Source organism: Bradyrhizobium niftali, assembly GCF_004571025.1.
Lineage (GTDB): Bacteria > Pseudomonadota > Alphaproteobacteria > Rhizobiales > Xanthobacteraceae > Bradyrhizobium > Bradyrhizobium niftali.
In genome coordinates this window covers 45,825-71,810 of sequence record NZ_SPQT01000018.1, presented here as the reverse complement: position 1 = coordinate 71,810, position 25,986 = coordinate 45,825, and the positions used below count along the sequence as shown (strand labels likewise).

Annotated in this window: 18 protein-coding genes; 11 read left to right on the top strand and 7 right to left on the bottom strand. The window is 65.3% G+C overall.

The genetic code is table 11. The features are described 5' to 3' along the window. Nucleotides 1-139 precede the first annotated feature (139 nt). The 3 genes from E4K65_RS27690 to E4K65_RS27675 all read left to right on the top strand — a co-directional run bounded on the left by E4K65_RS27690 (nt 140) and on the right by E4K65_RS27675 (nt 2,968). Complete coding sequence (locus tag E4K65_RS27690; protein WP_235885742.1) at nt 140-1,147, top strand: Bug family tripartite tricarboxylate transporter substrate binding protein; 1,008 nt, start codon at nt 140-142, stop codon at nt 1,145-1,147. A 245-nt stretch (nt 1,148-1,392) separates the two neighbouring features. Then, nucleotides 1,393-1,929 carry a VOC family protein gene (locus E4K65_RS27685; RefSeq protein WP_135176813.1) on the top strand — a complete coding sequence of 179 codons (537 nt, stop codon included), beginning with the start codon at nt 1,393-1,395 and terminating at the stop codon, nt 1,927-1,929. Nucleotides 1,930-2,155: 226 nt separating this feature from the next. Next, complete coding sequence (locus E4K65_RS27675; RefSeq protein ID WP_135176812.1) at nt 2,156-2,968, top strand: class I SAM-dependent methyltransferase; 813 nt, start codon at nt 2,156-2,158, stop codon at nt 2,966-2,968. Nucleotides 2,969-2,999: 31 nt separating this feature from the next. Here E4K65_RS27675 and E4K65_RS27670 read toward each other — a convergent pair whose 3' ends face one another. From E4K65_RS27670 to E4K65_RS27660, 3 genes are all read right to left on the bottom strand, one after another. After that, nucleotides 3,000-4,556, bottom strand: coding sequence for a L,D-transpeptidase (locus tag E4K65_RS27670; protein ID WP_135176811.1), 1,557 nt, complete (start codon nt 4,554-4,556; stop codon nt 3,000-3,002). 429 nt (nt 4,557-4,985) lie between these two features. Beyond that, nucleotides 4,986-6,032, bottom strand: a complete 1,047-nt coding sequence (locus E4K65_RS27665; protein WP_135176810.1) for a fatty acid desaturase — start codon at nt 6,030-6,032, stop codon at nt 4,986-4,988. Between the two features lie 729 nt (nt 6,033-6,761). Beyond that, nucleotides 6,762-7,070, bottom strand: a complete 309-nt coding sequence (locus E4K65_RS27660) for a GlsB/YeaQ/YmgE family stress response membrane protein (RefSeq protein ID WP_167771228.1) — start codon at nt 7,068-7,070, stop codon at nt 6,762-6,764. 282 nt (nt 7,071-7,352) lie between these two features. Between E4K65_RS27660 and E4K65_RS27655 the strand changes: the two genes are divergently transcribed. The 3 genes from E4K65_RS27655 (at nt 7,353) to E4K65_RS27645 (ending at nt 8,760) form a co-directional block, all read left to right on the top strand. Then, nucleotides 7,353-7,628 carry a hypothetical protein gene (locus E4K65_RS27655; protein WP_135176808.1) on the top strand — a complete coding sequence of 92 codons (276 nt, stop codon included), beginning with the start codon at nt 7,353-7,355 and terminating at the stop codon, nt 7,626-7,628. 169 nt (nt 7,629-7,797) lie between these two features. Then, on the top strand, nt 7,798-8,475 hold the full coding sequence (locus E4K65_RS27650) for a Crp/Fnr family transcriptional regulator (protein ID WP_135176807.1): 678 nt from the start codon (nt 7,798-7,800) through the stop codon (nt 8,473-8,475). A gap of 57 nt (nt 8,476-8,532) precedes the next feature. After that, a complete protein-coding gene (locus E4K65_RS27645) occupies nt 8,533-8,760 on the top strand; it encodes a hypothetical protein (protein WP_135176806.1) in 228 nt (75 codons plus the stop codon). A 70-nt stretch (nt 8,761-8,830) separates the two neighbouring features. Here E4K65_RS27645 and E4K65_RS27640 read toward each other — a convergent pair whose 3' ends face one another. Further along, a complete protein-coding gene (locus tag E4K65_RS27640; RefSeq protein WP_135176805.1) occupies nt 8,831-10,267 on the bottom strand; it encodes a lipopolysaccharide biosynthesis protein in 1,437 nt (478 codons plus the stop codon). 384 nt (nt 10,268-10,651) lie between these two features. On the opposite strand from E4K65_RS27640, the gene E4K65_RS27635 reads away from it, so the two are divergent. Further along, a complete protein-coding gene (locus tag E4K65_RS27635; protein ID WP_135176804.1) occupies nt 10,652-11,719 on the top strand; it encodes an endo-1,4-beta-xylanase in 1,068 nt (355 codons plus the stop codon). Nucleotides 11,720-11,731: 12 nt separating this feature from the next. Here the strand turns inward: E4K65_RS27635 and E4K65_RS27630 are convergent, their stop codons facing one another. From E4K65_RS27630 to E4K65_RS27620, 3 genes are all read right to left on the bottom strand, one after another. Continuing rightward, nucleotides 11,732-12,682 (bottom strand): DUF6492 family protein, encoded by a 951-nt coding sequence (locus E4K65_RS27630; RefSeq protein ID WP_135176803.1) that lies wholly within the window; start codon nt 12,680-12,682, stop codon nt 11,732-11,734. A gap of 95 nt (nt 12,683-12,777) precedes the next feature. Next, entirely contained in the window at nt 12,778-13,572 is a 795-nt protein-coding gene (locus E4K65_RS27625; RefSeq protein WP_135176802.1) for a protein-L-isoaspartate O-methyltransferase family protein, read from the bottom strand. A 1-nt stretch (nt 13,573) separates the two neighbouring features. Beyond that, a complete protein-coding gene (locus tag E4K65_RS27620) occupies nt 13,574-17,038 on the bottom strand; it encodes an AAA family ATPase (protein ID WP_135176908.1) in 3,465 nt (1,154 codons plus the stop codon). Nucleotides 17,039-17,173: 135 nt separating this feature from the next. Here E4K65_RS27620 and E4K65_RS27615 point away from each other — a divergent pair, with 135 nt between their 5' ends. The 4 genes from E4K65_RS27615 (at nt 17,174) to E4K65_RS27605 (ending at nt 25,873) form a co-directional block, all read left to right on the top strand. After that, nucleotides 17,174-23,635 (top strand): non-ribosomal peptide synthetase, encoded by a 6,462-nt coding sequence (locus E4K65_RS27615; RefSeq protein WP_135176801.1) that lies wholly within the window; start codon nt 17,174-17,176, stop codon nt 23,633-23,635. Nucleotides 23,636-23,775: 140 nt separating this feature from the next. Beyond that, entirely contained in the window at nt 23,776-23,943 is a 168-nt protein-coding gene (locus tag E4K65_RS47585; protein ID WP_166466031.1) for a hypothetical protein, read from the top strand. Between the two features lie 221 nt (nt 23,944-24,164). After that, nucleotides 24,165-24,896, top strand: coding sequence for a 4'-phosphopantetheinyl transferase family protein (locus E4K65_RS27610; RefSeq protein WP_135176800.1), 732 nt, complete (start codon nt 24,165-24,167; stop codon nt 24,894-24,896). Then, nucleotides 24,893-25,873: an LLM class flavin-dependent oxidoreductase gene (locus E4K65_RS27605; protein ID WP_135176799.1), complete on the top strand. Its 981-nt coding sequence runs from the start codon at nt 24,893-24,895 to the stop codon at nt 25,871-25,873. Before E4K65_RS27610 ends, E4K65_RS27605 begins: the two co-directional genes overlap by 4 nt. Nucleotides 25,874-25,986 lie beyond the last annotated feature (113 nt).

The following is a 25,986-nucleotide window of genomic DNA, read 5'->3' as shown; positions in this document are numbered from 1 at the left end:
GCTAGTCAACCGGACCAGCGATCGCCGCCGGGCTTCCTGTACGAGGATCGCCGGCCGCGGCTCAGCAACAACTCCGCCAGAGCGGTCGCATTCAACTCCGCTGCCTCGATCAGCGGAGAGCAATTTGGGAGACGACGTCATGGCGCGCTTCGCTCGCCTTTTGCCCGCGCGGCAAACCATCACGAAGCTGCGCATCATCATCTTGTCGTTGCTTACCTTATCGGTGTCGCTGCCGGCGCGCGCCGAGGACCCGGCCGCCTACCCCAGCCACAAGATCAGGATGCTGCTGCCCTATGCGGCCGGCGGCGGCGGCGACGTGATCGGCCGGCTGCTCGCGGACAAGATGGGCAAGACGCTCGGACAGAGCGTCTATATCGAGAACCACACCGGCGCGGCCGGCACGCTCGGCACGCAGATGGTGGCGGCGGCGGCGAACGACGGCTACACCATCACCATCGGCGGCATGACCACGCATGTGCTGGCGCCCGCGATCTATCCAAAGCTGGCTTACGATCCGATCAAGGATTTCACGACGATCGGCCGCGTCGGCACCTCCTCGATCATGCTGGTGGCGACCAAGGATTTTGCCGCCAATGACATCAAGGGCCTGATCGCGCTCGCCAAGAAGGGCGAGCCGATCCAGTACGGCAGCTGGGGCGTCGGCTCGACCGGGCAATTCTGCGCGGAGATCTTGATGCAGCAGGCCGGCATCAAGATGGACCACGTGCCCTTCAACGGCATCGCAAAACTCGCTGGCGACCTGCTCGGCGGCCACATCTCGCTTGCGACACTCGACATGGCGACCGCGACGCCGCTGGTGAAGGACGGCTCGATCAAGGCGTTGGCCGCCTGCGGCGAGCGCTCGCCGAGCCTGCCTGACGTCGCGAGCTACAAGGAACAGGGCGTGGCGTTCGACCGCAGCCTGTCCTGGGCGATGTATGCGCCGGCAGGCCTTGCCGAGCCGGTCGCGAAGAAGCTCTCGGCGGCCCTGAAGGACGCGCTCGGCGATGCCGAGGTGAAGGACAAGCTGCTGGCGCTCGGCATTACGCCGCAATTCGTGCCCGGCGAGGAGCAGCGCGACATCAACGCGCGCGACATCGCCGCCTGGAAGCAGGTTGCCAAGGACGCCGGCATCGAAGTCAAGTGAATAGCAAGGCTATCGCATATGAAGAGAACATGGCGAGAAGCTTGCGTGCGGCCCATCCTTCGAGACGCCCGCCTACGGCGGGCCCTCAGGATGAGGTCGCGTATTGCGGCAAGATTTCAGACCCTCATGGTGAGGAGCCCGCCAAAGCGGGCGTCTCGAACCATGCAGGCCGAGCTCGTCCAGCAGCCTCCCGCTGCCATATGCGATAGCCCCGAGGTGAATAGGCCAAGAAGAGGAGCGCGGGCATGAGCCGCATCTTCGGCGCGGTGCGCCAGAACGGATATGTGGTGCGGGACATCCACGCCGCGATGAAGCACTGGATCGAGGTGATGGGCGTCGGCCCCTGGTACTACATGGACCGCGTCCGGATCGACTGGTTCCGTCATCGCGGCCAGGACTCTGCCGTCGAGATGAGCATTGCGCTGGCCAATTCCGGAGACCTCCAGATCGAGCTGATCCAGCAGCGCAACGATGCGCCTTCGATGTACAAGGAATGCCTCGACGCCGGCCACGAAGGACTCCAGCACATGTCGTACTGGAGCCACGACTACCAGACGCTCTACGACAAGGTGCTCGGACTTGGTTACAAAGTGGGCCACGAGGGCCAGATCGGCGGCGACAAGGGACGCTTTGCCTATTTCGACACCCAGGCGCATCCGGGAACCGTGATCGAGATCTCCGACATCAGCGGCACCAAGGGGCCGTTCTTCGAGAAGGTCCGGCAAGCGGCGATGAACTGGGATGGATCACGGCCGATCCGGGAGGTTGTCGCGAAATCGTAGGACCGGTCACTGGCCGCCGCGTCCGCATATGAGGTGGGCGTTCCCGTGCACTGAAGCTTCCGCAGCGTCATGGCCGGGCTTGTCCCGGCCATCCACGTGCCAGCCAAGCGGAAGGAGAAGGTGGATGCCCGGATGCAGGAACCGGCGGGGTTCACGTCGCTGCTCGCGCGGTAGATGGCGTTCCATGTTAGCTTGATCCCGTGTCCGAACCTTCAGCGAGGCAAACATGTCCTCCACCGACAAGGTCTTCGCCGGCTCGATCCCGAAAATCTACGACGAGTATCTCGTCCCGCTGATCTTTTCCCACTACGCCGCCGACATCGCCAGGCGTGTCGCCGCGCTCTCCCCGTCTACGCTGCTGGAAACCGCCGCAGGCACTGGCGCTGTCACGCGCGCCGTGGCGGCGGCGCTGCCTGCCGGCATCCGTTACGTCGCAACCGACCTCAACGAGCCGATGCTCGCGGTCGCGGCGCAGCACCAAAGCGAAGACGAGCGCATGTCCTGGCGCCAGGCGGATGCCACCGCGCTGCCGTTCGACGATGCCACGTTCGACGTGGTCTGCTGCCAGTTCGGTGCCATGTTCTTTCCGGATCGCATCATGGGTTACGCCGAGGCGAAGCGGGTCTTGCGGCCGGAGGGCACGTTCGTGTTCAACGTGTGGGACCGCATCGAGGAGAACATGTTCGCCGACGAGGCGACGGCCGTGCTCGGAAAGATCTTTCCCGACGATCCGCCGCGCTTCATGGCGCGGACGCCGCACGGCTATCACGACAAGGCCGTCATCAACGCCGATCTGGAGCGGGCGGGCTTTCGTCACATCTCGATTGAAACGCTTCCCGCGGTGAGCCGCGCGCCGACGCCCGAATATGTGGCGTTCGCATACTGCCAGGGAACGCCGCTGCGAAACGAGATCGAGGCAAGGGATGCGAGCAAGCTTCAGGCTGCGACGGACGCCGTTGCCGAGGCGATCCGAACGCGCCATGGAGCCGGACCGGTCGAGGGCAAGATCCAGGCGCTGGTGATCACGGCGCAACCGTAGTTGCGGGACGCTTCAGCTTGCGTCCCGCGTCCTACCAGAAGCTCCGCGGCATCGGCTGCGCCGGCTGATAATACGGGTAGCCGCCGCGCTGGCGGCGCGGGTTGACGGGTTGCGGGTTCGGATCGCGCTGGAAGAAGAAGCCGAAGCCGTTGCCGCCATTGTCCCAGCTGTCGTCGCTCGCAATGTCCATCGGCGCGGTCGGCTTGCGCGTGATGAACCCGCCCTGGGGCTGGTTGCTCAGCACCGCGACGAATTCGGTGCGGTAATTGGTCTCGCTGCTCAGCGGCTCGTCCGAGATGATGATCGACGAGCGCGGCAACGCGGTCGGCGCGATGCGATCCCACACGTCCTGCGGAATGGTGATACGGTCGAGCGCGTCCTTGGCGTCGTCGCCGTTTTCGATCGTCACGACGCTCCAGCGCAGGCCGGTATCGTTCTTCGCCATCGCGGTGAAGATATGCGTGCCGAGCGGCCGGTCGGGATTACGGATCGTGACCGGGACCTCGATGCTGGTGTCGAACACCTCGCCGCCGCCATCCGGCGCCGGCTTGTGCGTGTTCCGCCGCACATAGAGCCTCTGCGTCGCGCGGCTGATGTAGACCGATACCGGCTCGAGCGCGAGTTTGGCGTCGGTCGCCGCCTTGACCGCATCGGCCTTTTTGGTCGCAGTCGCCTTCGCGGCCTCCTTCGTGGCAGCGACCGCGTCGCGCTTCGGCTGCGCAGCGGCCTTGGCGGTGTCGAGCTGCGTTGCCGCATCGGCAGCCCTGGTGGCGGCCTTCTGCTTCAGCTCCTCGGCCTTGGCGCGGGCCTGATCGGTCTTTGCGGCCGCCAGCGTCTTGTCGGCGAAGGCGAGCTCGGCATCGGCGCGGGCCTTCTGCTGTTCCAGCTTGCGCAGCGAGGCGGGAAGCGATGCAGCCTCCTTCGCGGCCATTGCCGCGGCCTTCTTGGCCTCGTCGGCGGCCCGGGTCGCCTCCTCGGCCTCGGCGGAGAGCTTGTCGGCCCGGCTCGGCACCGCCGCAATGGCTTCGCGCTTCGGCACGAACAGCGAGGGATGGGTGAAATCGATCGGGGCCGCGTCGTTCGGCGAGATGATCACGCGCATGCCGATGTTGGTCTTGTCGAACAGCCCCTCCGCAAAGCCGAAGGGCATCCGCACGCAGCCGTGCGAGGCGGCATAGCCCGGCAGCGGCCCGCCATGCAGCGCGATGCCGTTCCAGGTGATGCGCTGCATGTTCGGCATCCAGGCATCGTCATACATGGTCGAGTGGTGGTCCTTGTCCTTCTCGACGACGGCGAAAACGCCGGCCGGCGTCTCGCGCCCGGTGGTGCCGGTCGAGACCGGCGCGCGCAGGATCCAGCCGTCGGCGTCGTAGAAGGTGACCTGCTGGCTCTTGATCGACACGATCGCCATGATCGGCTCGCCGGCCTCCCGCGGCGCCACCGCCTCGGCCGGCTGGCGCGCCTGCTTGGCCGCGGTCGCCGGATTCGCCACGGCAAGCACGGCCAGCGCCGCAAGCGCGATCGTGCAGGGAGGGGCCCAACGCCGCATCGCCAGGGTGGATTGCGCCGTCGTCAGTCGGTTTTTCATGCCATGCCCCGGTCGAAATGCCAGTCCGCGCTCATGTCGATCACGTCTCAGATTGCGATCTTTGGATTAAGAAATCGCAGCCGCCATACGTTCCGTCTGTGGCGATATTCGGCACGTTCCGGCGACAAATCTCTCATATACGACGGCTTGCGCAGGCGGAAGAGTGGCTCGCGGCCGGGGCTGGCCTGAGGCTGGCGGCGATCGCTGCGGCAGAATGTCCGCCTTGGAGGGGGCGGATCCGCCGGCTTTTGTCCCCATTGCGGAAATGGAGCTCCCGGCGATCACAATCCGGGTCACGCGATGCGGCCGGAAACCGGCCTATATTCTTTGGACCGACAGGCTTTGGTCGAGAAAGGTGGCTAAACGCCCAGCACCGTCCGGCCGAACCTCAGCCGCAAACGCAGCTGGGGGCGCGTGCATTCACGACCTTCAGCGACCCCGCCGCGAGGCGACCGCCGTCGGCGAGGCGGTTGAGGTCAAGGCAGCCTCTCCAAAGGAAACGAGTTGCAGCCGCTCCTCATCCCACAAGGTCAGCCGCACGGTCCGCAGGCTCTGCAGCAGCGTGATCCGTCCGACGCCGGCGAGCTGCGGATGGTCCCGCAACACGTCCGGCAGGCGATAGCAGGGAATTCGGCTGCTCAAATGATGGATGTGGTGGACGCCGATATTTGCCGTGAACCATCGCAAGACAGCCGGCAATTGGTAGTGCGAGCTGCCGTGCAGCGCAGCGTCGTGAAAATTCCAGGTCTCGTCATGGGACCAGTAGGTGTGCTCGAACTGGTGCTGGACGTAGAACAGCCAGACACCGATCGACGCCGCCAGAACGACGATCGGCAGGTGGACCAGCAGGAGTGGCCCATAGCCGACCAGCCGGATCATCACAGCGACGAGAATCGCGATCGCGACGTTCGTGCCCATCGTACTCAGCCAGGGCTTCCAGCCGCCGCGCATCAGCCCGACCGGCAACCGATGCTTCAAGATGAACAAATATGTGGGACCGACGCCAAACATCACGATGGGATGCCGATACAAACGATACAGCATCCGGCGCCATCGCGATTGGTCGCGAAACTCGCGCACGGTCAACGTATCGATGTCCCCCGAGCCCCTGTGATCGAGATTGCCGGAGTTCGCATGATGGCGGGCATGGTTTTGCCGCCAGTAATCGTACGGTGTCAGTGTCATCACGCCGATGGCTCGGCCGACCCAGTCGTTCGCAACGCGGCCGCGGAAGAACGAGCCATGTCCGCAATCATGCTGGATCATGAACAGACGGACCAGCAAACCCGCCGCAGGCACCTCGAGCAGCAGAGCAAACCAATAGCCGTGGTCAAGAGCAGCCCAGATCAGAGCCCAGATGACGCAGAGCGGCACCGCCGTGATCACCAGTTCGAGAACACCGCGCGCACTGTCGGCCTCGCGATAGCGGGCGAGCAACTGCGCCGACGCGCGGATCTCCGGCGTTCCTTGAGTCATTTCTGGTCTGCTCCCGATGTCCACCGAAGAAGTACTGTTATCGCCCACGGACGCCTCCGGCAGCAGTTATGAGGTCGTGCCCCGCACGCGCTCATATTGATCCGTACCAGGATGTCCTGCTGAGCAATATTGCTCACGCCGGGAGCCGGCGTTGTCGCCGAATTAGCCTGCCCCCCATGACACACCGCGACTGAGATGGAAAGGGTTAGGTCGGACGCATTCGCCGGTCGGCCGGCGATTTTCCGGCAATGTGAGCAATATTGAACAGAGGCTGACACGCGAGCGCGGCATGCTCATCGCGACGCAGCCGTCGATTCGGCTGTCATCGGCGGCGGCTTCGGGTCCAGCGTACCCCGCCATATGGGCAGGAGCTTCATATGTCCGAGGTCTATGCTCGTCCAGAACCGACGCTGATTCCGATACCCCGGCCACTCTGCCCGGCCTGCCAAAGCCGCATGATTCTGGTCCACGTCGGGGCAAATTGCGACGGTCCCAATCTGCGAATCTTCGAATGCTCTAGGTGCGGGAACGTCCGCAAAATATCCATGGACGATCCGATGAGATCAGCCAGGTAGCAGCTGAAGGGAAACGCGCGAGGAAGCGGCCCCAGCACGGGGGTGCGAACCGGGGCCGCCATTCATCAGATATGATGAGTGGGCATCACATCCGGTCGCCATCACCAAGTCACCCCGGTGACGTTCGTTCCAGGCAGACTCTCACGACGCGCGCCTACCAGCGTTTGCGCCAAACGCCGCCGCCCCAGCTTCCACCCCACCCTCTTCGTCCGCGGACGAGCCCGATGATCATCAGCAGCAAGACCGCGCCGACCGCAGCGTCGATGATCTGCGAGACGATCCCCGAACCGAGATGAATTCCCAGTTGTGGGAATATCCAGCTCGCAATGAAGGCGCCCGCTATTCCCACGACGAGATCGCCGACCAGACCCAAGCCCGTGCCCATGACGATCTGGCCCGCAAGCCAACCGGCCGCGATGCCCACAGCCAATATGACGAAAAGGCTTTCACCAGAGATGTTCATTTTCACATCCTCACCAACGGACGACCAAGCGGTGTTCCATCGCCGGTCAGCCTAGACCTGAGCAGGGGTGGATGATGTGCAAAAGTGCTCAGATGCCGATCGCGTGATCGGCGCGCGGCTCACGATCAATTGCGGACCATTCCTTCAAAGGTGAGCAATTCTGCTCTGCGGCAGAGCGAGCCAACCGATAGAGTTCTCTAACGGCCGTCTCCCGCCCGGCACGACGAGCAGCGTCGGCAAGTGACCGGTATGCCTCTGCAGGTTCGTCCAGGAGATCTCATATTGACCATCAGAACAACGCGGACCACCGTTTCGTTCGCCAATCCCTTCGTCCTTCAGGGCCTCGAGGGCGCTCAGCCCGCCGGTGAATATGTCGTCCTGACTGACGACGAGCAGATCGAAGGGTTGTCGAGGGTCGCCTATCGGCGCGTGGCGACGCTGTTTCAGACGCCCGCGAGGTCTGCCTCCCAACTGCTGATCCAGTCTTACGCGATCAGCCAAACAGAGCTGGATGCCGCACTCATGAAGGACCGGCATCAGACGGTCGTACGGCATTGAGCGCAGGCGAGGCTTATGGCGAGCCGGCCGAAGCCGCCGCCACAATTGTGTGGTCGGGATCATCGGCAGGTCCGAGGGTGTAAGCAAGATTTGCCTAACGCGCCCGGCACCGGACCTGCTAAACTGACCTTCCACTAAACTGACCTTCCACCAGGCTCTCGACGACGTCATGCCAAGAGCGGCGAAAAGCGCGTTCGACCCAAAACTCTTTCTCGCCAAGGTCGGCGACGGCAAGGCCATATTGAATTTCGACAAGAACCAGGTCGTGTTCTCGCAAGGCGACGCCGCGGATACCGTTTTCTACATCCAGAAGGGGAGGATCAAGGTTCTCGTCGTCTCCGAACAGGGCAAGGAAGCCGTGGTCGGGATCATGGAGCCCGGACAATTCTTCGGCGAAGGCTGCCTGAACGGCCATCCCTTGCGGATCTCGACGACGATGGCGATGGAGCGGTGCGTGATCACGTCCATCGCGAAATCGGCGATGCTTACGGCACTCAAGGGTGAACCAAAGTTCTCCGAGTTGTTCATGGAGTATCTGCTCAGTCGAAACAGCCGCATCGAAGAAGACCTGATCGACCAGTTGTTCAATTCGAGCGAGAAGCGGCTTGCGCGTCTTCTCCTGCTGCTGGCGAATTTTGGCAAGGATGGCGCCCCGCAGCCCATCTCGGCGCAGGTCAGTCAGGAGACCCTCGCAGAGATGATCGGGACAACCCGCTCACGCGTCAGCTTCTTCATGAACAAGTTTCGCAAGCTCGGTTTCATCACCTACAACGGCAAGATCGAGGTTCACAGTTCCCTCCTGAACGCGGTCTTGTATGACAAGCCTGAGATCGTGAGGGACGACTGAGACAGTTGGGGGCAAGAACGCCTCGAGCCGTCTACTGCAACGATATGAAGGTACCCCATGAAAAAGCCGACAGCGCACGTCGACGAGATCGCGCCGAGAATCATTCAAAGGGCTGACGTCGCACCGGCCGATGGCTTCACGCTTGTGGTCGATGGCCACTTCAAGACCCGCTACGACAGCGAAACGGCTGCCCGAGAGGCCGGCGCCGAGCTGCTCGGCAGGTTCCCGATGTTGCAAATCCTGGTCTACGATGCTGCGACCGGGGCGCGGTCGCCGCTGCAATAGATTCCCGGCCAACGGTCCGGGACGGCAGTTCGCGACTGCCGGCCTGCGCCGGGCGCCTCGTCAGATCCGGCTAGACGCCCAGCGCCTTCCGGTTGAAGGTCCGCAGGAGGCGCAGCGACAGCGTTCGCACATTTGCGACATTGAGGAGCCACGCCGCGGCGGCGTAAGCGAGCCCGCCGGCGAGGCTCACGATGATCAGCGCGACGAAGCCGGTGCCGTTGACCTGCGATCGCGCGATCAGGATCGCAGCCGCCATCGCGGCGGCGGAGGCGGCCACGCCGGCGAGACGGTTGACGTCGAACGGCACGGGATGGGCGCGGTGCATCAGCACGACGGCGACGACGAAGCCGATCGCTTCGGTCGCAAGCGTCGCCAGCGCTGCGCCGTTGAGACCGTAACCTGCGACCAGCGCGAACATCAAGGCGACGCTCACCACCAGCGTGAGGAACGACTGCGCCGCGAGCATGAAGGGCCGTTCGGAGAGCTGAAAACTGATCTGGACGTAGAACTGATTGGCGATGCCGAAGAAGCGGGCGAGCACCAGGGTCGGCAGCAGCGCCGACACGCCGGCGCGGAAATCGACGCCGACCAGCGTGCCTGCGACCTGATCCGCCGCGAGCGCCAGCCAGATCGCGACGGGCGCGACGACGACGAGCAGCAGCTCGAGACTCTCGGTGAGCCGCTCGCGCGTGGTCTCATTGTTCTTCTCCGCCAGCGATCGGAACACGAGCGGCACGGTCGCCGCGGCGACGCTGGAGGCGATCATCACCATGAACTGGCGCGGCAGATCGGCGGCGACGCCAAAGATGCCGGCGGCGTCCCTGCCGAGGAGATAGGCGACGATGAGACGGTCGCAGGTCGAGTACAGCGCGACCGAGAGACCGGCCAGCGTCAGCGGCAGGCCATAGCGCGCCAGCTGCATGAACTGGCTACGCTGGAAGCCTGCGATCCTGGTGCGGTCGCCGACGAGATTGAGGATGATGCCGGTCAGCGAGCCCAGCCCGAACGCCGCGAGCAGACCCATGCCGCCCCAGCCGAGCCAGATCCCGAGCAAGCCGAAGCCGACGCTCGATACGCTGCGGACGATCGAAATCGCCGCGAACCGGTAGGGGCGCAATTTGGCGCGCTCGAACTCCTGGCCGACATCGACCGCATTGGCCATGATCGCGACGAACATGCTGGCGAGCAGCAGCTCGACGCTGACGTCGCTGCGGAACAGGAAGACCAGCGGGGTCGCGGCACAGAGCACAGCGACCGTGAGCCCAAAGGCGACCATCGCCGTGCCGCGAAAATCCACCTCCGCCGACATCGCCTGATAACGGGACACCGACAGCTTGATCCAGGCGAAGAAGATCGCGCCCAGAATGCCGGCAAGGCTGATGCCGACGACATAGACGCCGTACTCTGCGGGCGTCAGCAGCCTCGTGTAGGCGGTGACCGCGAAGAAGCCCACCGCCGCAGGCAGGATGTAGGCGACCAGGTAGATGGAGAAATGGCGGTTCAGCATGCGGGCACGGGACCGGAAGCGGTCATGCGAGTTTTGCGGCCGTTAATCAGTCGGACCTTGGCGAGGCGATCGACTGCGCCGCAGCATCCCCGAAGAGTGTCACATAAGTCTGGAAATCGGGCCGCGAATGGAGCAACGCGGCGGATTTCGCGCGTTAGCGTTAAATTTGCCCTTTCCTCGAACCGGCTGCCGCGATCACCGAAAAGAAACCATGACGCAGGCGTCGTGCAGCCTTTTCCAGCGCGTGACCGCGCCGGAACAGCGATGCGGCGGTATAGGCGTTGATGCGCCGGATACCCGGCAAAGGTTAACCCAACACGACGAAACCCCGGCGTCGCACGGCTTCGCTTGGTACGGTAGCGCGTTGGTTCCCGAGGGAATGCCGTGGCCAGGCTCGACAGACGCGAATTCCTTCTCGGCACCGCCGCAACGCTTGCGGCGGGCGCGTCCGCGTCGGCCCTGCCGGCGTCGAAACTTGCCCGGCGCCGTCCCGGCTTCGGCGCTGCGGCAACGCTCTGGGACTTGCAGGCCGATCCGCGGCTCGGCGATGCCATCAGCACCTATTGCACGCAGGTCGTGCCGGTGCTCGAGCTGAAATGGCCGATGCTGCGGCCGAACGCACACACGTTTTCGTTCGAACGCGCCGACGCGATCCTGGATTTTGCGCAGGCGAACGATCTGACGATGCGCGGCCACGCGCTCGCGTGGTATCATGACATTCCGGACTGGACCAGGCAGATCAAGGACGCCAAGGGCGTCGAGCGTGCGTATCTCGACCACATCGGCACCGTCGTCTCCTACTACAAGGACAAGCTGACGTCGTGGGACGTCGTCAACGAGCCGATCCCGGACAATCCCCGCAGTCCGAAAGACCGGCGCGACACGTTCTGGACGCAGCATCTCGGCAGCAACTGGATCCCGCTCGCCTTCCGCACGGCGGCCGCGGCCGATCCCTTCGTCAAGCTCGCGATCAACGAATACGACATCGAATCGGCGAAGGACTCCTTCATCGCCAAGCGCGCAGCCTACCGCAACCTGATCATGGAGCTGCTCGACCAGGGCGTGCCGCTGCACGCCGTGGGATTGCAATCGCACCTGCATGCCGAGCTCGAGATCGACACCCATGGTCTGGCCGAATTCGTCACCGAGCTACGCTCATGGGGGCTGGACGTTCTCGTCACCGAACTCGACGTCGACGATCAGAAGCTGACGGGCAATCCGGCCGAGCGCGACGCCATCGTCGCCAAGCGCGTCGACGATCTGCTGACGGCCATTTCGGCCAGCGGCCCGGTGCGCTCGATCCTCACCTGGGGCCTCTCGGATCGCTACAGCTGGATCAACGGTACCTTCGCCCGCGCGGACAAGCAGCCGAACCGCCCGCTGCCGCTCGACGGCGAGTTCAAGCCGAAGCCGTTCATGGACGTCATCAGCAAGTTCACAAAGGACGTTTGAGGGCAGCTTGCTCTAGCGCGTCTTCGGCGTCTCGAATTCGGCCGTGTCCCCCATATGATCGGGAGACAGGCTCGGTCCGCGACGGTCGCGCGAGCTGAGACGGAACACGTCGCGGATGTCGTCGATCGAGGTCGACGAATAGGACTGGATGCAGAGCGCGACCTGCTCGGGCGCGGCGGCGTGCATCATCGCCTCGATGGCCGGACGGTCGAGGCGCGTGTCATCCCAATGCGAGACCGCGATGCTGTCTTCCGTCACCCGATGCGCTGCCAGATGCTTCGGCGAATTCGCGACGAAATGACCGTAGAGCAGGTACTCGGAGAACTTCTTCTTCCGGCACAGTGCGAGAGCCCAGCCGAGGCCCGTCGCCGACTTGATGGCGTCGGTCATCGCTCGCGCTGTGTCCTTGTCCCAGACCAGTGCGTTGCCGACATAATCGTCGGCCGGGAACGCACGCTCCTTGACACCGAGAAGCTGGTCGACGGTGCGCAGCCACAGCACATGCAACGGATGGTCGGCGTCGATCCCCCTGCGCGTGACGAACAGCGGCGTCTTCTCGCCGCCGGCATAGTGGCCGACGTCGAATTCGCGGAAGAACAGATTGTCCGAATCCAGGATGCAGACGCGCTGCTCGGGCGCGTTGAGGACGCCGGCGATCTTCAGGATCTGCTGGATGTGCCAGCCGTGCACGGGCGACGACAGCAGCGACAGCCAGACGCGTCGTTTGCTGATGAACTGGAGCGCCGGCGGCAACGCGAACAGCCATTTCGGCAGATAACGCGAGGCCGGAACGATGACGCGCTTGTCGGACGCGAACCGCTCGAACAGCGGCACGTCCTCATCGTTAACGAGAACATAATGCCGCGTATATCCCGTCAGCCAGGTGTCGATGCTCTCGCTGAGCAGCGAAAAGCGTTCGATATCCTTGGCATAGCTGGCAGTCAGCAGTGCAACGGAATGCATGGAGCGTGCTCAAATGGCCATCAAGCCACAGTCATAGCCGCACCGGGAGGTCGGGGAAACTCACAACCCGAATCAAGGTAAAGTGAAACGAAGCATCAGCCATCCGACGGCAGCCCCTGCTCGATGGCGCGAAACCGCAGCGGCGCCAGGGCAGAGGCGCGCTGCCACCAGTCGGCGACGCGGTCGTCGAGCGCGGTCGTGCCGCGGCCCTGGCCGGGGAAGATCCGGACTTGCTGGACCGGCTCGGCCTCGAACCCCTTGCCCTTGCGCGTGATCCTGATGACCGCGCCTTCGCGGTCCCGCTGGGTCAGCGGCACCAGAAGGCGACCACGCGGACGGAGCGACTGGAGCCAGAGCGGATGCGGATGCGAGAAGCCGGCATGCACGATGATCACATCGGCGGGCTCGCCGATGTCCTCGCACCCGTCGCCGTGGACGACCTCGACATTGCGATAGGCGCGAAGATAGATCGCAGCACGAACCGCAAGCCGCCCGTCGCATTCGATTGCACGCACCCTGCCCTTCGGACCGACGATCCTGGACAGCACCGCCGAGAAATAGCCGAGCCCGCAGCCGATCTGGACCACGCGGTCCTTCTCCCCGACATCGAGCAAATCGATGAAATGCGCCCACAGGCTCGGCAGACCGGTGTCGAGCTTGCGGCGCGCGTCGATCGCGACCAGCACATTGTCCTGGAGATGAACGGGATCGGCGTCGGGTGTCAGCCGGTAGCTGCGCGACGCCTCGCTCTTGATGCGCCAGGGGCCTTTCGCCAGAAAATCCTCGCGCGGCACGGCGGCGAGCGCTTCGAGCAGGCGCTTCGAGGAAATCCGCTCGCGCTTTGCGATTCTTTCCACGTAGCGCGCACGCGCGGCGGCGAGATCGCTCATGTCAGGGATCGGCCCGTTCACGAACGGGCGCGTCCGACCCGAGCTCGTTGACCAGCTGCATCGCCTGCTTCAGGTCCGGCGTGTAGAACCCCTCACTGAACTTGCCGACGATCGGCACGAGCAGGAGCCTTGCGTGCTCGCGCTTGCCGGCCTCGAGCGACAGGCGCGCGAGGCTGACGGCGGTGCGAAGCTCCCAGGACAGCGCGCCCTGCTTGCGCGCGATCTCCAGCGACAGGCCGAACAGATCCTCGGCCTCCTGCACCGAGGCCGGGTCGCCGTCCGACAGCGTGATCTCGCCTTGCAGGCGATAGACCTCGGCGAGATAGGAGTGATCGCCGGTCCTTCGGGCGGTCGCGAGCGCGCCATCCAGCGCGCGCAAGGCGGCATCCCGCATCCCGACCTTGGCGTAGGCTTCCGCGAGCAGGCAGCGGAACCAGCAGCCGGCGAGCCAGGAATCCATCGCCTCATATTCGTCGAGGCCGAAGCGCATCTGGCTGAGGCCTTCGTCGGCTTCACCGAGCTGGGTCAGCGCCCAGCCGCGCAGGATCGCCGCCTGCTGCTTCCAGTGCAGGAAATTGTGTTCGGTGGCGATGATCATGGCGCGGTTGGCGTGGTCGCGCGTGCCCTCGACGTCGCGCAAATGCTGGCAGAGATAGGCGCCGAACACGAGCGCGAAGGCGAGCGTGAAGGGATGGCGGATCTTCTCGGCGTTCGCGATCGCCTGCTCGCTGTGCTGGCGCGCCGCGTCGGGCCGGCCGAGGAACCACAGGAGATAGCCGAGATAGGACAGCGAGACCACGCCGGGATCGGTGCCGTGGCGCTCCATCAGGTCGGAGTGCAGATCGGGGCTGTAGAGGTTGATGCAGCGGTGCAGATGATGCTGCGAGGCGGCGAAGCGGCCGCGATAGAGCATGGTCATCGCGATCGAGCGATGCGCCTCGATCAGATAGCCGGTCTGCTGTGCCGGCTGCGTCCGCTCGTTCAGCCGCTCGCGCTTGGCGAACTTCAACAGCTCGACGCTGAGATCGTGCGCGCGGGTGAGATCGGCACGGATGAAATGGCAGACCCAGAGGCCGCGCGTGGCGGCAAAGGCCTTTTCGTCGTCGTCGAGCTGCTGGCCGAGCTCGAGCGCGCGGATGTAATTCTCCTCGACCTCCTGCACGGCATAGCCCTTGGCGGCGATCAGCGCGTTGCCGAGCGCGATGCGCAGCTCGAGCTCCATCTCGTCGGCGCCCTGCATGCGCGCATTGGCCTGCACGACGCTGAGGCCGCGGCGCAAATGGCCGATCGCCTCGAGATTGGCGCCGCTCTTGGCCGCCTGTTTGCCGGCCTTGAGCCAGAAGCTCGCGGCACCCTCGCTCTGGCCGGATTCGGTCAGATGATGGGCGAGCAGCTCCGGCTCGCGCTCGGTCTTCTCCGGATACATCTCGGCAAGCACCTGCGCGATGCGGGCATGTAGCTTGCGCCGCTCGCTGTGCAGCAGGCTCGCATGCGCGGCGTTCTGGATCATCACGTGCTTGAACGAGTAGAGCGCATCCGGCGGATGGCCACGGCGCATGATCAGCCCGGCTTCCTCCAGATGGTTGAGCGCGGCCTCGATCTGCTCCGCCGACGTGTCGGCGACGGCCTGAAGCGTCTCGTAGGAGAACTCGCGGCCGATGGTGGCGCCGATCTGCGCGATCCGCTTGAACGGGCCCATCCGGTCGAGCCGCGCCATCAGCGAATCCGTCAGGGTTGCCGGGATCGCGAGCTGCCGCCACGGGCCCGACAGCACGTAGCGCCCGTGCCGCTCGGTCAGGAGGTTGGATTCGAGGACGGTCTTGGTGAGCTCTTCAAGGAACAACGGCACGCCGTCGGTCTTGACGATGATCTCCTCGACGACCTCCTTGGGCAGCTCCCGTCCGGCGACGCGCTCGACCAGCGTCGCGCGCAGCTGCCGGCTCAGGCGGTTCAGCACCAGGGTGGTGATGTGCGAATGCGCGTTCCAGCTGGGCTGGAATTCGGAGCGGGCGGTGATGACGACCAGGATCGGCCGGTTCTGCACCCGGTCGACGAGGAGGTCGATGACCTCGCGGGAGGTCGGATCGATCCAGTGCAGGTCCTCGAACGCGATCACCAGCGGCATCTCGCGCGCGAGGCCAAGGAAGTGATTGACCAGCGCCGCGACCGTCGCATCCTTCTGCTGCTGCGGCGACAGCTCGAGCGGCGGATAGCGATCTCCGGTCGGTATGGACAACAGCGCGGCAAACAGCGGCGTGACCTGCTCGATGTCGCCATGAGCAGCTACGATCGCGGTCTCCAGGCTCGCCAGCGACAGCGCGGACGCATCCTCGCGGTCGAGGCCGAGCGAGAATTTGAGTTGCTCGGCGAACGGATAGAACGCGGTGGACGTGTAGTAGGGCGAGCACTGGAACGAGACCTGTCCGTGGCGGTCGCCCGCGATCCGCTCGAAAATCTCCTGGATGACGCGCGACTTGCCGATACCGGGCTCGCCGAACTTGACCACGACCTGGCCGTCGCCGTCCTTGGCCTGCTGCCAGCGCCCCATCAGCAGCGCGATCTCCTCCTCGCGGTTGACGAGCGGGGTCAGCCGCGTGCCCATCGCGGCGGCGAAGCGGGTCTCCACCCGCGAGGCGCGCACCACGTGCCAGGCTTGCGCCTTCTCCGAGATGCCCTTCAGCGCATGGACGCCGAGATTGCGGTAGTCGAACTTCCCCTTCAGCAACGACTGGGTCGAGGCGGAAATCACCACGCCGTTGGGCGGCGCCAGGCCTTGCAGGCGCGCGGCGAGATTGACGGTTTCTCCGACCGCGGAGTCGCGCTCTTCGGTGCCCTGTCCCACGAGATCGCCGACCACGACGAGACCGGTCGCGATCCCGATGCGGACGGCGGGTGAGTGGCTGAGCGCGCCACGCGGCTCGATCGCGCGAGCGGTCGACAGCACCCGCACGATCTCGAGCCCCGCACGCACCGCGCGCTCGGCGTCGTCCTCATGTGCGGTCGGATAGCCGAAATAGACCAAAATACCGTCGCCGACGAACCGGGCGGCAAAACCCTCGTAATGCTTGACCACGCGGACGCAGGTCTCGCGGAAGCTCGCGATCATGTCGCGCACGTCTTCCGGATCGAACTGCGCCGAGAGCGAGGTGGAATCCACCATGTCGCAGAACATGGTGGTGAGCTGGCGCCGTTCGGCTCCGACCTCCACCCGGGTCGGCGGAGGTGCCGCCGCGGCGGGCGCCACCGCCGTTTCAGCCCGGAACAGCGCCGCCATCGCCCGCTGGAGCCGCTTGCGATCGCCAAGCGGCAATCCGAGCTCGACCAGGTCGGATTCGGTCAGATCCCCCATGACATCGAGATCGAGACGGTGCTGCGCGAAGAGATCGGAGTAGTGCGCAAGGCCGATACCTTCGAGCCAGCGCTTCAGCCCGCCATCCGCTTCCGTGCCCGGCTCATTCTCCAGCATGGTGATTCTGCCCAACCCTCACTCCGTCGAAGGGCTTTAGGCCCCTCAACCACAGATTTTGGGGCCCGAACTTCACCTCAGACTGGACGCATTCCCTAACTTCTAGGAAGAATAGCTCAATCAGATCAAAAAGGAATGGCATTGTCGGACATTGCATCCGGAGCGGGATCGGTCGGCGCGAGCGGCGAAACGAAGATCTTTTCCCATATCGGCGGCCTTCTCGACTTCTACGCCCGCAGGACACCCGCGGCGCCCGCCCTGCTCGCCCCTGGCCGGCCGGCCCTCACCTACGGCGCGCTTGGCGAGCGGACGCAGGATCTGGTCCGCACGCTGCGCGGGCTCGGCATCGCGCCGGGTGACCGCATTGCGGTTGCGCTGCCGCGCGGCGCCGACAGCGCGCTGGCACTGATCGCGGTCGCCTCGACCGGCGCCTGCGTCCCCGTCAATCCCGATCTGACTGCGGACGAGCTGCAACGCTATTTCAGCGAATTGAAGCTGACGGCGCTCGTCACCCGGGCCGACATGAACTCGGCCAGTCGCGACGTCGCCAGGGCGCTCGATATCGCTGTGATCGATTTCGTGCCGGGGCCGAAAGACGATCTCGGCGGCTGCGCGTTCGTGGGCCCCACGATCGGCCCGGCGCGCACGAGCGGCGCCTCGCGCGGCGACGACGATGCGTTCATCCTGTTGACGTCGGGCACGGCGGCGCGGCCGAAAATGGTGCCGCTCACGCATCGCAATGTGTGCCTGTCCGCCACCAATGCCGGCCGCGTGCTGTCGCTCACATCCCATGATCGCCTGCTCAACGTCCTGCCGCTGTTTCACGCCCATGGTCTGATCTCGGGTCTCCTGACGGCGCTGGCCGCGGGCTCCAGCGTGATCTGCACCGACGGTTTCGACGCCTCGTCGTTCTTCGGCTGGATGCGGGAGCTGCAACCGACCTGGTACACGGCGGTGCCGACCATTCATCGCGCGCTGCTGACGGCGGCGGAAGCGAATCCGGACCGCGCCCGGGCCTCGTCGCTGCGCGTGATCCGCTCGGCCTCGGCCTCGCTCGCGCCCGCGATCCTTGGCGGACTGGAGGCGACGTTCGGCGTTCCCGTGCTCGAGACCTACGGCATGACGGAGGCGGCCTCGCAGATCGCCGCCAATCCGTTCGAGTTGCGCAAGGTCGGATCGGTCGGCCGCGCCGCGGGCCCCGAGATCGCGATCATGGACGAGACGGGCCGCGCGCTTGCGAGCGGTGAGCACGGCGAGATCGTGCTGCGCGGAGCGAACATGTCGCGTGGCTATCATAATGACGAGGCGGCGACGCAGGCCGCATTCCGCAATGGCTGGTTCCGGACCGGCGATCTCGGCTATCTCGATGCCGACGGTTATCTCTTCATCGTCGGCCGCATCAAGGACGTCATCAATCGCGGCGGGCAGAAGATCTCGCCGCTAGAGGTGGAAGAGGTCCTGCTCAGCCATCCGGCGGTGCTGGAGGCCGGCGTCTTTGCCGTTCCGCACCCAAAGCTCGGCGAGAACGTCGCCGCCGTCGTGGTGTTGCGGGCGAATTCCGAGGCGACCTCGGACCAGTTGCGCCAGTTCGCGCGAAAGCGTCTCGCGGCCTACAAGGTACCGAGCCTGATCCGCAGCGTGGCGGCGCTGCCGAAGGGCGCCAGCGGCAAGGTCAAGCGCAATGCACTGGCCGATCTGATCGCGACGGCGGAGGACGCCGACGCGGCGCGCCTGCCGCGCACCACGCTGGAAACGCAGCTGGCGGAGATCTGGGCCGGCCTCCTGGAGCTGCCGCAGGTCGGCATCGATCAGGACGTCTTCGCGCTCGGTGCGGACTCGCTCGCGGTGACGCAGATGCGCTCGCGCCTGCGCGAACGCTTCAACGTCGACTTCTCGTTCGAGGACATTTTCGATTGCGCCACGGTCGCCTCGCTTGCGGCCCGGCTGGAGACTGCCGCAACCCATCGCGAAGCGACACTGCCGGCCTGGCGCCGGGCCCTAGCTGCGACAGCGGACGCGCCGCTGTCGTTCCAGCAGCAGCGGATGTACGTGCTCTCGCGGCTCGATCCGACCCGCTACAACTATAATGTCGTCGAAGTCGCAGTTCTCAAAGGCCTGGTCGACGTCGCCGCGCTTTCTGCGAGCCTCACCGCAATCTGCGCCCGCCATGAGGCGCTGCGCTCGGTCTTCATCGAACGGCAGGGCGAGCCGGCGCAGCTTGTGTTGCGATCGCCGCCTAAATTCGAGCGGATCAAGCTCAAGCCCCGCCCTGCGGACAAGCAGGCCGCCGTGATCCGGCGTGAGGCGCTCAAGCTCGCGCAATATAAGTTCGACCTGGCGCACGAGCCGCCGCTGAAGGTCACGCTGCTGTCGTTCGACAAATCCAGCCATGCGCTGGTGGTCAATTTGCATCATCTCGTCACCGATGGCTGGTCGCAGCGGCTGTTCTGGGAGGAGCTCGCCGCCCATTATGCCGCGGCACGCAAGAGCAGCGTGGCGGCGCTGCCCTCGCCCAGTTTCCAGTATCGCGACTTTGCGCTGTGGCAGCAGAGCTGGGCGCGAACGCCGGCAGCAAAGGAGCAGCTCGATTACTGGCGGCCGCAACTCGACGGCCTCACCACGCTGCCGCTGCGGACCGACCGGCCACGTCCGGAGATCTGGAGCGGTCACGGCGCCCGTCACTATTTCGAATTCTCCAGAACCCTCTCGGGCGATGTCCGCGCGCTGAGCCAGGACCAGGGCGTCACGCCCTTCATGACCCTGCTCGCGGTGTTTCAGTGCCTGCTCTTCCGTCACACCTCGCATGAGGATGTCGCGACCGGATCGCTGATCGCCAACCGCAACCAGATCGAGAGCGAGCGCCTGATCGGGCTGTTCGCCAACACCCTGATCCTGCGCAACGATTTTGGCGGTGATCCGAGCTTCGGCGAAATGTTGCGACGGGTGCGGCAGGTCACGCTGGATGCCTACCGCAATCAGGATCTCCCGATCGAGGAGGTGCTGCGTGCGCTCCAGATCGCGCGCCGGAGCGACGGCAATCCGCTGTTCCGCATCATGTTCATCCTCCAGAACGCCTCGATCGAGGCGGCACGCTTCCCTGGCCTGTCGACGCGGCGGCTGGAGGTCGATCCAGAAGTGGCGCGCTTCGACATCACGCTCGAGCTGGTCGAGGCCGACGGGCGATTCACCGGGTTCTTCGAGTACGCCACCGATCTGTTCGACGCGGCCACGATCGAAGACATGGCTGCTCAATTCAAGACCCTGCTCAGGGCCGTCATCGCCAATCCGGAACAGCGCGTCTCGCGCCTGCCGCTGCTGACCGAAGCCGAACGCCGGCAATTGCTGGCGAAAGGCCACGGCGTGCCGGCCAATTTCACCACCCGCGGCAACTTAAGCGAACGCTTCGACCGTCAGGCCAGGACGACACCGAACGCTGTTGCGGTGTCGGACGGACACGCATCCCTGAGCTATCGCGAACTGGCCCGGCGCAGCCAGGCGGCTGCGCGCTGGCTGGCCCGCGAAGGCGTCGGGTCCGAGAGCGTGGTCGCCTTGCTCGCGGAGCGCGGACCCGATCTGCTCGCCGCAATGATCGCGGTGCAGCGCGTGGGCGCGGCGTTCCTGAACCTCGATCCCGACCAGCCGCCAGCGCGGCTTGCGACCATTCTCGGATCGAGCTGCGCCCGCGTGCTGCTGACCGGGCGCGCCCAGTCGGCCATGGTCGCGGCGCTGATCGAGCCGCTGGTCGAGCGCATCCAGGTGGCCGAGCTCGAAGACGCGATCGCGCCAGGGGCGACCAAGCCGGCCCGCGCGGCGCGGCGCGCAGCATCCAGCCTCGCCTATCTCGCCTATCTCGCCTATCTCATCTATACGTCCGGCTCCTCGGGCGCGCCGAAGGGCGTCATGATCGAGCAGCGCGGGCTGTCGAACCATCTGGCGTCGCTCATTTCCGGGCTGAACCTCTCGGCCAGGGATGTGATCGCGCAGACCGCGCCGCAGAGCTTTGTCATCTCAGTCTGGCAGTTCCTCGCCGGGCCGATGGTCGGCGCCCGTGTGCACATTTGCGGCAACGCGATCGTGCAGGACCCGATCCTGCTCGCGCGGGAGATCGAGCGCGAGCACATCACCGTGCTCGAGATCGTCCCGTCGCTGTTGCGGGTGATCCTCGATCGCATGGACGAGGCGAAGATCCAGCGCGCCTTTGCAAGGCTCCGCCTCCTGATCTCGACCGGCGAACCGCTGCCGGTCGATCTCTGCCGCGCCTGGTTCGCCCGCTGCCCGAAGGTGCCGCTGATCAATGCCTATGGTGCGTCGGAATGTTCCGACGACGTCTCCCTGCATCGCCTGACCAAGCCGCCGGCGACCGCGACGGGCAACGTTCCGGTCGGCGCGCCCCTGCCGAACACCCAGCTTTACGTGCTCGACGCCAACCTTGAGCCGCAGCCAGTCGGCGTGACCGGCGAGCTCTGCATCGGCGGCGCCGGCGTCGGACGCGGCTATGTCAACGATCCCGCGCAGAACAAGCAACGCTTCCTGCCCGATCCGTTCTCGCGCCAGGCTGCCAGCCGGCTGTACCGGACCGGCGACCTTGCCCGCCGCCGCGCCGACGGCACGATCGAGTGCCTCGGCCGCGCCGACCATCAGGTCAAGGTTCGCGGCTACCGCGTCGAGCTCAAGGAGATCGAGAACGCGCTGGCCGACCATCCGAGCGTGCGCGCCGGCATCGTCGAGCCGCGCCGCGAGGCCAGCGGCGATGTCAGGCTGATCGCCCACATCGTCGCAAGGCCCGGCAGCCCGGTCAGCGCCAGCGAGTTGCGCGAATTCCTGAAGGGCCGGCTGCCCGGCCACGCCATCCCGTCCGCATTCCTGTTCCTGGATCAGGTGCCGCTCAACGCCCATGGCAAGATCGACCGGCCCGCGCTGCTGGCGCCCGCGCAGCAGGACGCGTCGGGGCCGGATGCGGCCGTGCCGGCGCGGCGTTTCACCGAAAAGGTGCTCTCCGACATCTGGATCGATCTGCTGAAGGTCGAGAGCCTCGGTGTCACCGACAATTTCTTCGATCTCGGCGGCCATTCGCTGCTGGCGGGCCAGGCGATGGCGCGCGTCGCCCGTGCGCTCGGCGTCTCGCTGCCGATCAAGACCGTCTTCGAGGCGCCGACGATCGAGGAGCTCGCCCGCCGGGTCGACGAGGCCGTGGCCGCCGAGCCGCACAAGCCTGCCGCAAGCGTGTCGCGGTTGATCGAAAGCCGCCCTCCGACGCTCTCGATCGCGCAGGACCAGATGATTCGCATCGAGCAGAACTTGCCGGGCTTGCCGCTGTTCAACCTGCCCTTTGCCTTTCGCCTCCAGGGCCCGCTCGATCCGGCCATCCTCGCCCAGGCGTTCGGCGACATCGTGCGCCGCCACAAATCGCTGCGGACTGCGTTCGGCTGGAACGGCGGGGAGCCCATCAGCCGCCTCGCCACGCCCGGCGAACTCGGGCCCGTCCTCACCGTCGAGGTCATCGGCGACGGGCGGCCGCACAACAACAAGCGGCGCCAAGCCCTCGAACTCAGGAAGATCGATCTCCTGATCGAGCAGGAGACCTACACCCCGTTCGACACCGCGCGGCCGCCGCTGTTGCGGGCACGGCTGTTGCGGCTCCATGCCGGCGACCACGTGCTGCTGCTGACGCTGCATCATGCCGCTGCCGACGGCTGGTCGATCGGCGTGCTGTTCGAGGAATTGTCGAGCCGTTATGCGGCGCTGGCAGGACGTCCCTCGGCGCCGCTGCCGAAACTGCCGCCGGCCTTTTCGGACGTCGCACGCTGGCAGCGCTGGTGGTGCGGCACCGACGCCGCCCGCCGCCAGGCTGCCGACTGGACGGAGAATCTGCGCGGCGCGGCCCCGATCTTTGACGGCGACGCAAGCCCGGGCGCATCCACCGGTCACCAACCGCTCAGGCTCGAGCCCGATCTGATCGCGCGGCTCACGGCGTTCGCCGGCCAGCAGAACGCCACGTTGTTCATGTACCTGCTCACCGGCCTGAAGGCCCTGCTGCTGGCACGGACCGGCCACACCGACATCTCGGTCGCCACCGCCATGGCCAATCGCGCCCAGCCGGACACCGAGCGAATCGTCGGCCCGTTCGAGAATACGGTGATCGTCCGCACGAAAATCACGCCGGATCTGTCGTTCGCGCAAGCCTTGGTGCGGGTGCGGCAGAGCGTGCTCGATGCGCATGCGCGGCAGGAGCTGCCGTTCAACATGCTGGCCGACCATCTGGAGCAGGAGGGGATCGACCCGGCCGCACTGCTCCAGGTCTATTTCACGCTGCAAAATCCGCTGCGCCAGCCGCTCGATCTGCCGGAGATTGCGGTGCAATCGATCGGAAACGTCGCGCGCGAGGGGCAGCCGGTGCTGCCGATCGACCAGACCTGGCTGTCGCTGATGCTCAAGGAGCGCCCGACCGGAATCACCGGTTCATGCAATTACAAGGGCGAACTGCTCGACGGCCATATGGTCGGCGAGTGGATGGAGGATCTCGTCGCGCTGCTGGGGACCGCCGCCGCCCAGCCCAACACGCCGCTCGGCCGGTTGCTCGATCGCAGGGCGGCTTGACCGGCTGTACAGGGCGGGCGAATAATGGTTCACTCGTCAAAGCTGTGAATGACCAAGTTGCATCTTGATTATTTGGCGCCAGCGCGCAAGATTATTCTCGCGTTTTGATTTGGACGAAAATTTTCAACCGGGGGAGTGTTATGGGTTTCATCAAATTTACCAAGGGCACCTCGTTGAGTGACAAGGACCGCAAGGCCCTGCAAAAGTTGCTGACCGACGAGAAGAAGAAGCTCCAGTCCGCGCTGAAGGACGTCGACGCCAGCCTTTCCATGCTGGGCGGCTCGAAGAAGGCCAAGAAGAAAAAGTAAGATTAGTCGGCCGGGACGCCGCACGAATCTTTCGGACAACGGGCCGTTCGCCTGCGAGTTGGGGTCTCGCACAAGCTTGAGCTCGTAAACCGGCCTGCAAATCGACAAGAATTCGCCCGGGTGGACCGATATCAACGGTCCGCTCAGTTGGTTCTTGCTCAATTGATTCTTCCGTCAGGACCGGGGGATTTGGCCTCCGCCTGACGCCATGGGCCTGATTGATGGCAGACGACAGAATTGAACTGTTTGTCGGACTGATCGAGACTATTGATGCGCCGCGCGCGGCCGATGCGTGCCGGCGCCTGCTCTCGGTCGACGAACGGGTCCGCGCCGACCGCTTCATGTTCGAGCGGCACCGGCGGCAATATATTTTCGCCCATGCCATGCTGCGCCTGGCGCTATCGCAGGTCGCACCCAACGTCGCTCCCTCCGACTGGTCCTTTGGGGCCGGCCGCTACGGGCGGCCGTTTGTCGCTGCACCCGCAACCTCGACCGCGCTGCATTTCAGCCTGTCGCATGCCGATGGCTGTGTCGCTTGCGTCGTGTCCAGGCATGAGGCCGTCGGCGTCGACGTCGAAACCGTGTCACGGCGTGTCGCCCCGCTCTCCACCGCGAATCGCTTCTTTGCGCCGGAGGAGGTCGAAACGCTGCGCAGCCTGCCGGAGCCGGCGGCGATCGAGCGCTTCTTCGACTATTGGACGCTCAAGGAGGCCTATCTGAAGGCCAGGGGCTTTGGGCTCAACTTGCCGCTCGACGCCTTCGCGATGCAGGTGTCGCGCGAAGCCATCGAGATCAGCTTCAAGCCCGACATCGCCGACGATCCGCAGGGATGGCGCTTCTCGCTGTGCTCGCCCTCCCCCTCGCATCGGCTCGCGATCGCCGACGGCTCCCGTGCGGACGGCGGCCTTCCCATCAGCCGCAATGCCTGGCCGCTCCAGGAAGCGGCTGAATGACGACCTCGCGGCTGCGCGTCTTCCCCGCGATCTCGCGCAACCGCGACCCCAGGACATATGTCGGCGAGCTGATGCGGGTGGCGCAGTTCGCCGACCGCAACGGCTTCGAAGGCATTCTGCTGTTCGAAGGCAACGACGTGTTCGTCGAGCCCTGGGCCATGGCCCAGCACATCATGGCAGGCACGACGCGATCTTCGCCGCTGATCGCCGTCAACCCGGTCTACATGCATCCGTTCACGGCAGCGAAATTCGTCTCGTCCTTCGCGCAGCTCTACGGCCGCAAGGTCTATCTCAACATGATCACGGGGACCGCGGTCAGCGACTTGCAGGGCCTCGGCGACGACCAGTCCCATGCCGACCGCTACGTCCGGCTCGGCGAATTCGTCGCGCTGATGCGGCAATTGCTCTCGAGTCCGCGGCCGGTGAATGTCGAGGGCCGGTTCTACCGCGCGAGTAATCTGCAACTGCGCCCCCGCCTGCCGGCGGAGCTGATGCCGGAATTCCTGATCGCGGGCCAGTCCGAGGCGGCACGGCGCGTGGCGAAGGAGACCGGCTGCATCAAGATGCAGATGCTGCCGCCGGACCTCGATCGCGGGCTCGACGTATCAGGCATGAATTTCGGCATCTTCGCGCGCGAGAGCCGCGACGAGGCGCGGCAGGCAGCCAAGGCGCGCTTCCGCGACAACCCCGATGATCGCGAACTGCTCGCGCTCACCGTGGGGAACAGCGACTCCGTGTGGAAGCGGCGGCTGTACGAGGGTCAGAGCGGCGAGCTCGCGGACAACGGTTATTGGCTGCTGCCGTTCCTGACCTTCCAGGCCGACTGCCCCTATCTCGTCGGCAGCTATGCCGAGATCGGCGCGAGGCTGAGGGATTTTGCGGCAGAGGGCCTGACGACGGTCATGCTCGACATGGTCGCGGACGAGGCCGAGATGCAGCACGTCTGCAAGGCGCTTGCGGCGAGCGGGATGTTTTGAATTCTTGCGAGCGATTGTACTCTCGACGTCATGGCCGGGCTTGACCCGGCCATCCACGCCTACCACGGGCACAAAGAACGTGATGTCCGGGACAAGCCCTGGCATGACGATCT

Bases quoted from the DNA above. Each gene is read 5' to 3' on its own strand.
- E4K65_RS27690 (WP_235885742.1), top strand. From the start codon at position 140: ATGGCGCGCTTCGCTCGCCTTTTGCCCGCGCGGCAAACCATCACGAAG.
- E4K65_RS27685 (WP_135176813.1), top strand. From the start codon at position 1,393: ATGAGCCGCATCTTCGGCGCGGTGCGCCAGAACGGATATGTGGTGCGG.
- E4K65_RS27675 (WP_135176812.1), top strand. From the start codon at position 2,156: ATGTCCTCCACCGACAAGGTCTTCGCCGGCTCGATCCCGAAAATCTAC.
- E4K65_RS27670 (WP_135176811.1), bottom strand. From the start codon at position 4,556: ATGAAAAACCGACTGACGACGGCGCAATCCACCCTGGCGATGCGGCGT.
- E4K65_RS27665 (WP_135176810.1), bottom strand. From the start codon at position 6,032: ATGACTCAAGGAACGCCGGAGATCCGCGCGTCGGCGCAGTTGCTCGCC.
- E4K65_RS27660 (WP_167771228.1), bottom strand. From the start codon at position 7,070: ATGAACATCTCTGGTGAAAGCCTTTTCGTCATATTGGCTGTGGGCATC.
- E4K65_RS27650 (WP_135176807.1), top strand. From the start codon at position 7,798: ATGCCAAGAGCGGCGAAAAGCGCGTTCGACCCAAAACTCTTTCTCGCC.
- E4K65_RS27645 (WP_135176806.1), top strand. From the start codon at position 8,533: ATGAAAAAGCCGACAGCGCACGTCGACGAGATCGCGCCGAGAATCATT.
- E4K65_RS27640 (WP_135176805.1), bottom strand. From the start codon at position 10,267: ATGCTGAACCGCCATTTCTCCATCTACCTGGTCGCCTACATCCTGCCT.
- E4K65_RS27630 (WP_135176803.1), bottom strand. From the start codon at position 12,682: ATGCATTCCGTTGCACTGCTGACTGCCAGCTATGCCAAGGATATCGAA.
- E4K65_RS27625 (WP_135176802.1), bottom strand. From the start codon at position 13,572: ATGAGCGATCTCGCCGCCGCGCGTGCGCGCTACGTGGAAAGAATCGCA.
- E4K65_RS27620 (WP_135176908.1), bottom strand. From the start codon at position 17,038: ATGCTGGAGAATGAGCCGGGCACGGAAGCGGATGGCGGGCTGAAGCGC.
- E4K65_RS27615 (WP_135176801.1), top strand. From the start codon at position 17,174: ATGGCATTGTCGGACATTGCATCCGGAGCGGGATCGGTCGGCGCGAGC.
- E4K65_RS47585 (WP_166466031.1), top strand. From the start codon at position 23,776: ATGGGTTTCATCAAATTTACCAAGGGCACCTCGTTGAGTGACAAGGAC.
- E4K65_RS27610 (WP_135176800.1), top strand. From the start codon at position 24,165: ATGGCAGACGACAGAATTGAACTGTTTGTCGGACTGATCGAGACTATT.
- E4K65_RS27605 (WP_135176799.1), top strand. From the start codon at position 24,893: ATGACGACCTCGCGGCTGCGCGTCTTCCCCGCGATCTCGCGCAACCGC.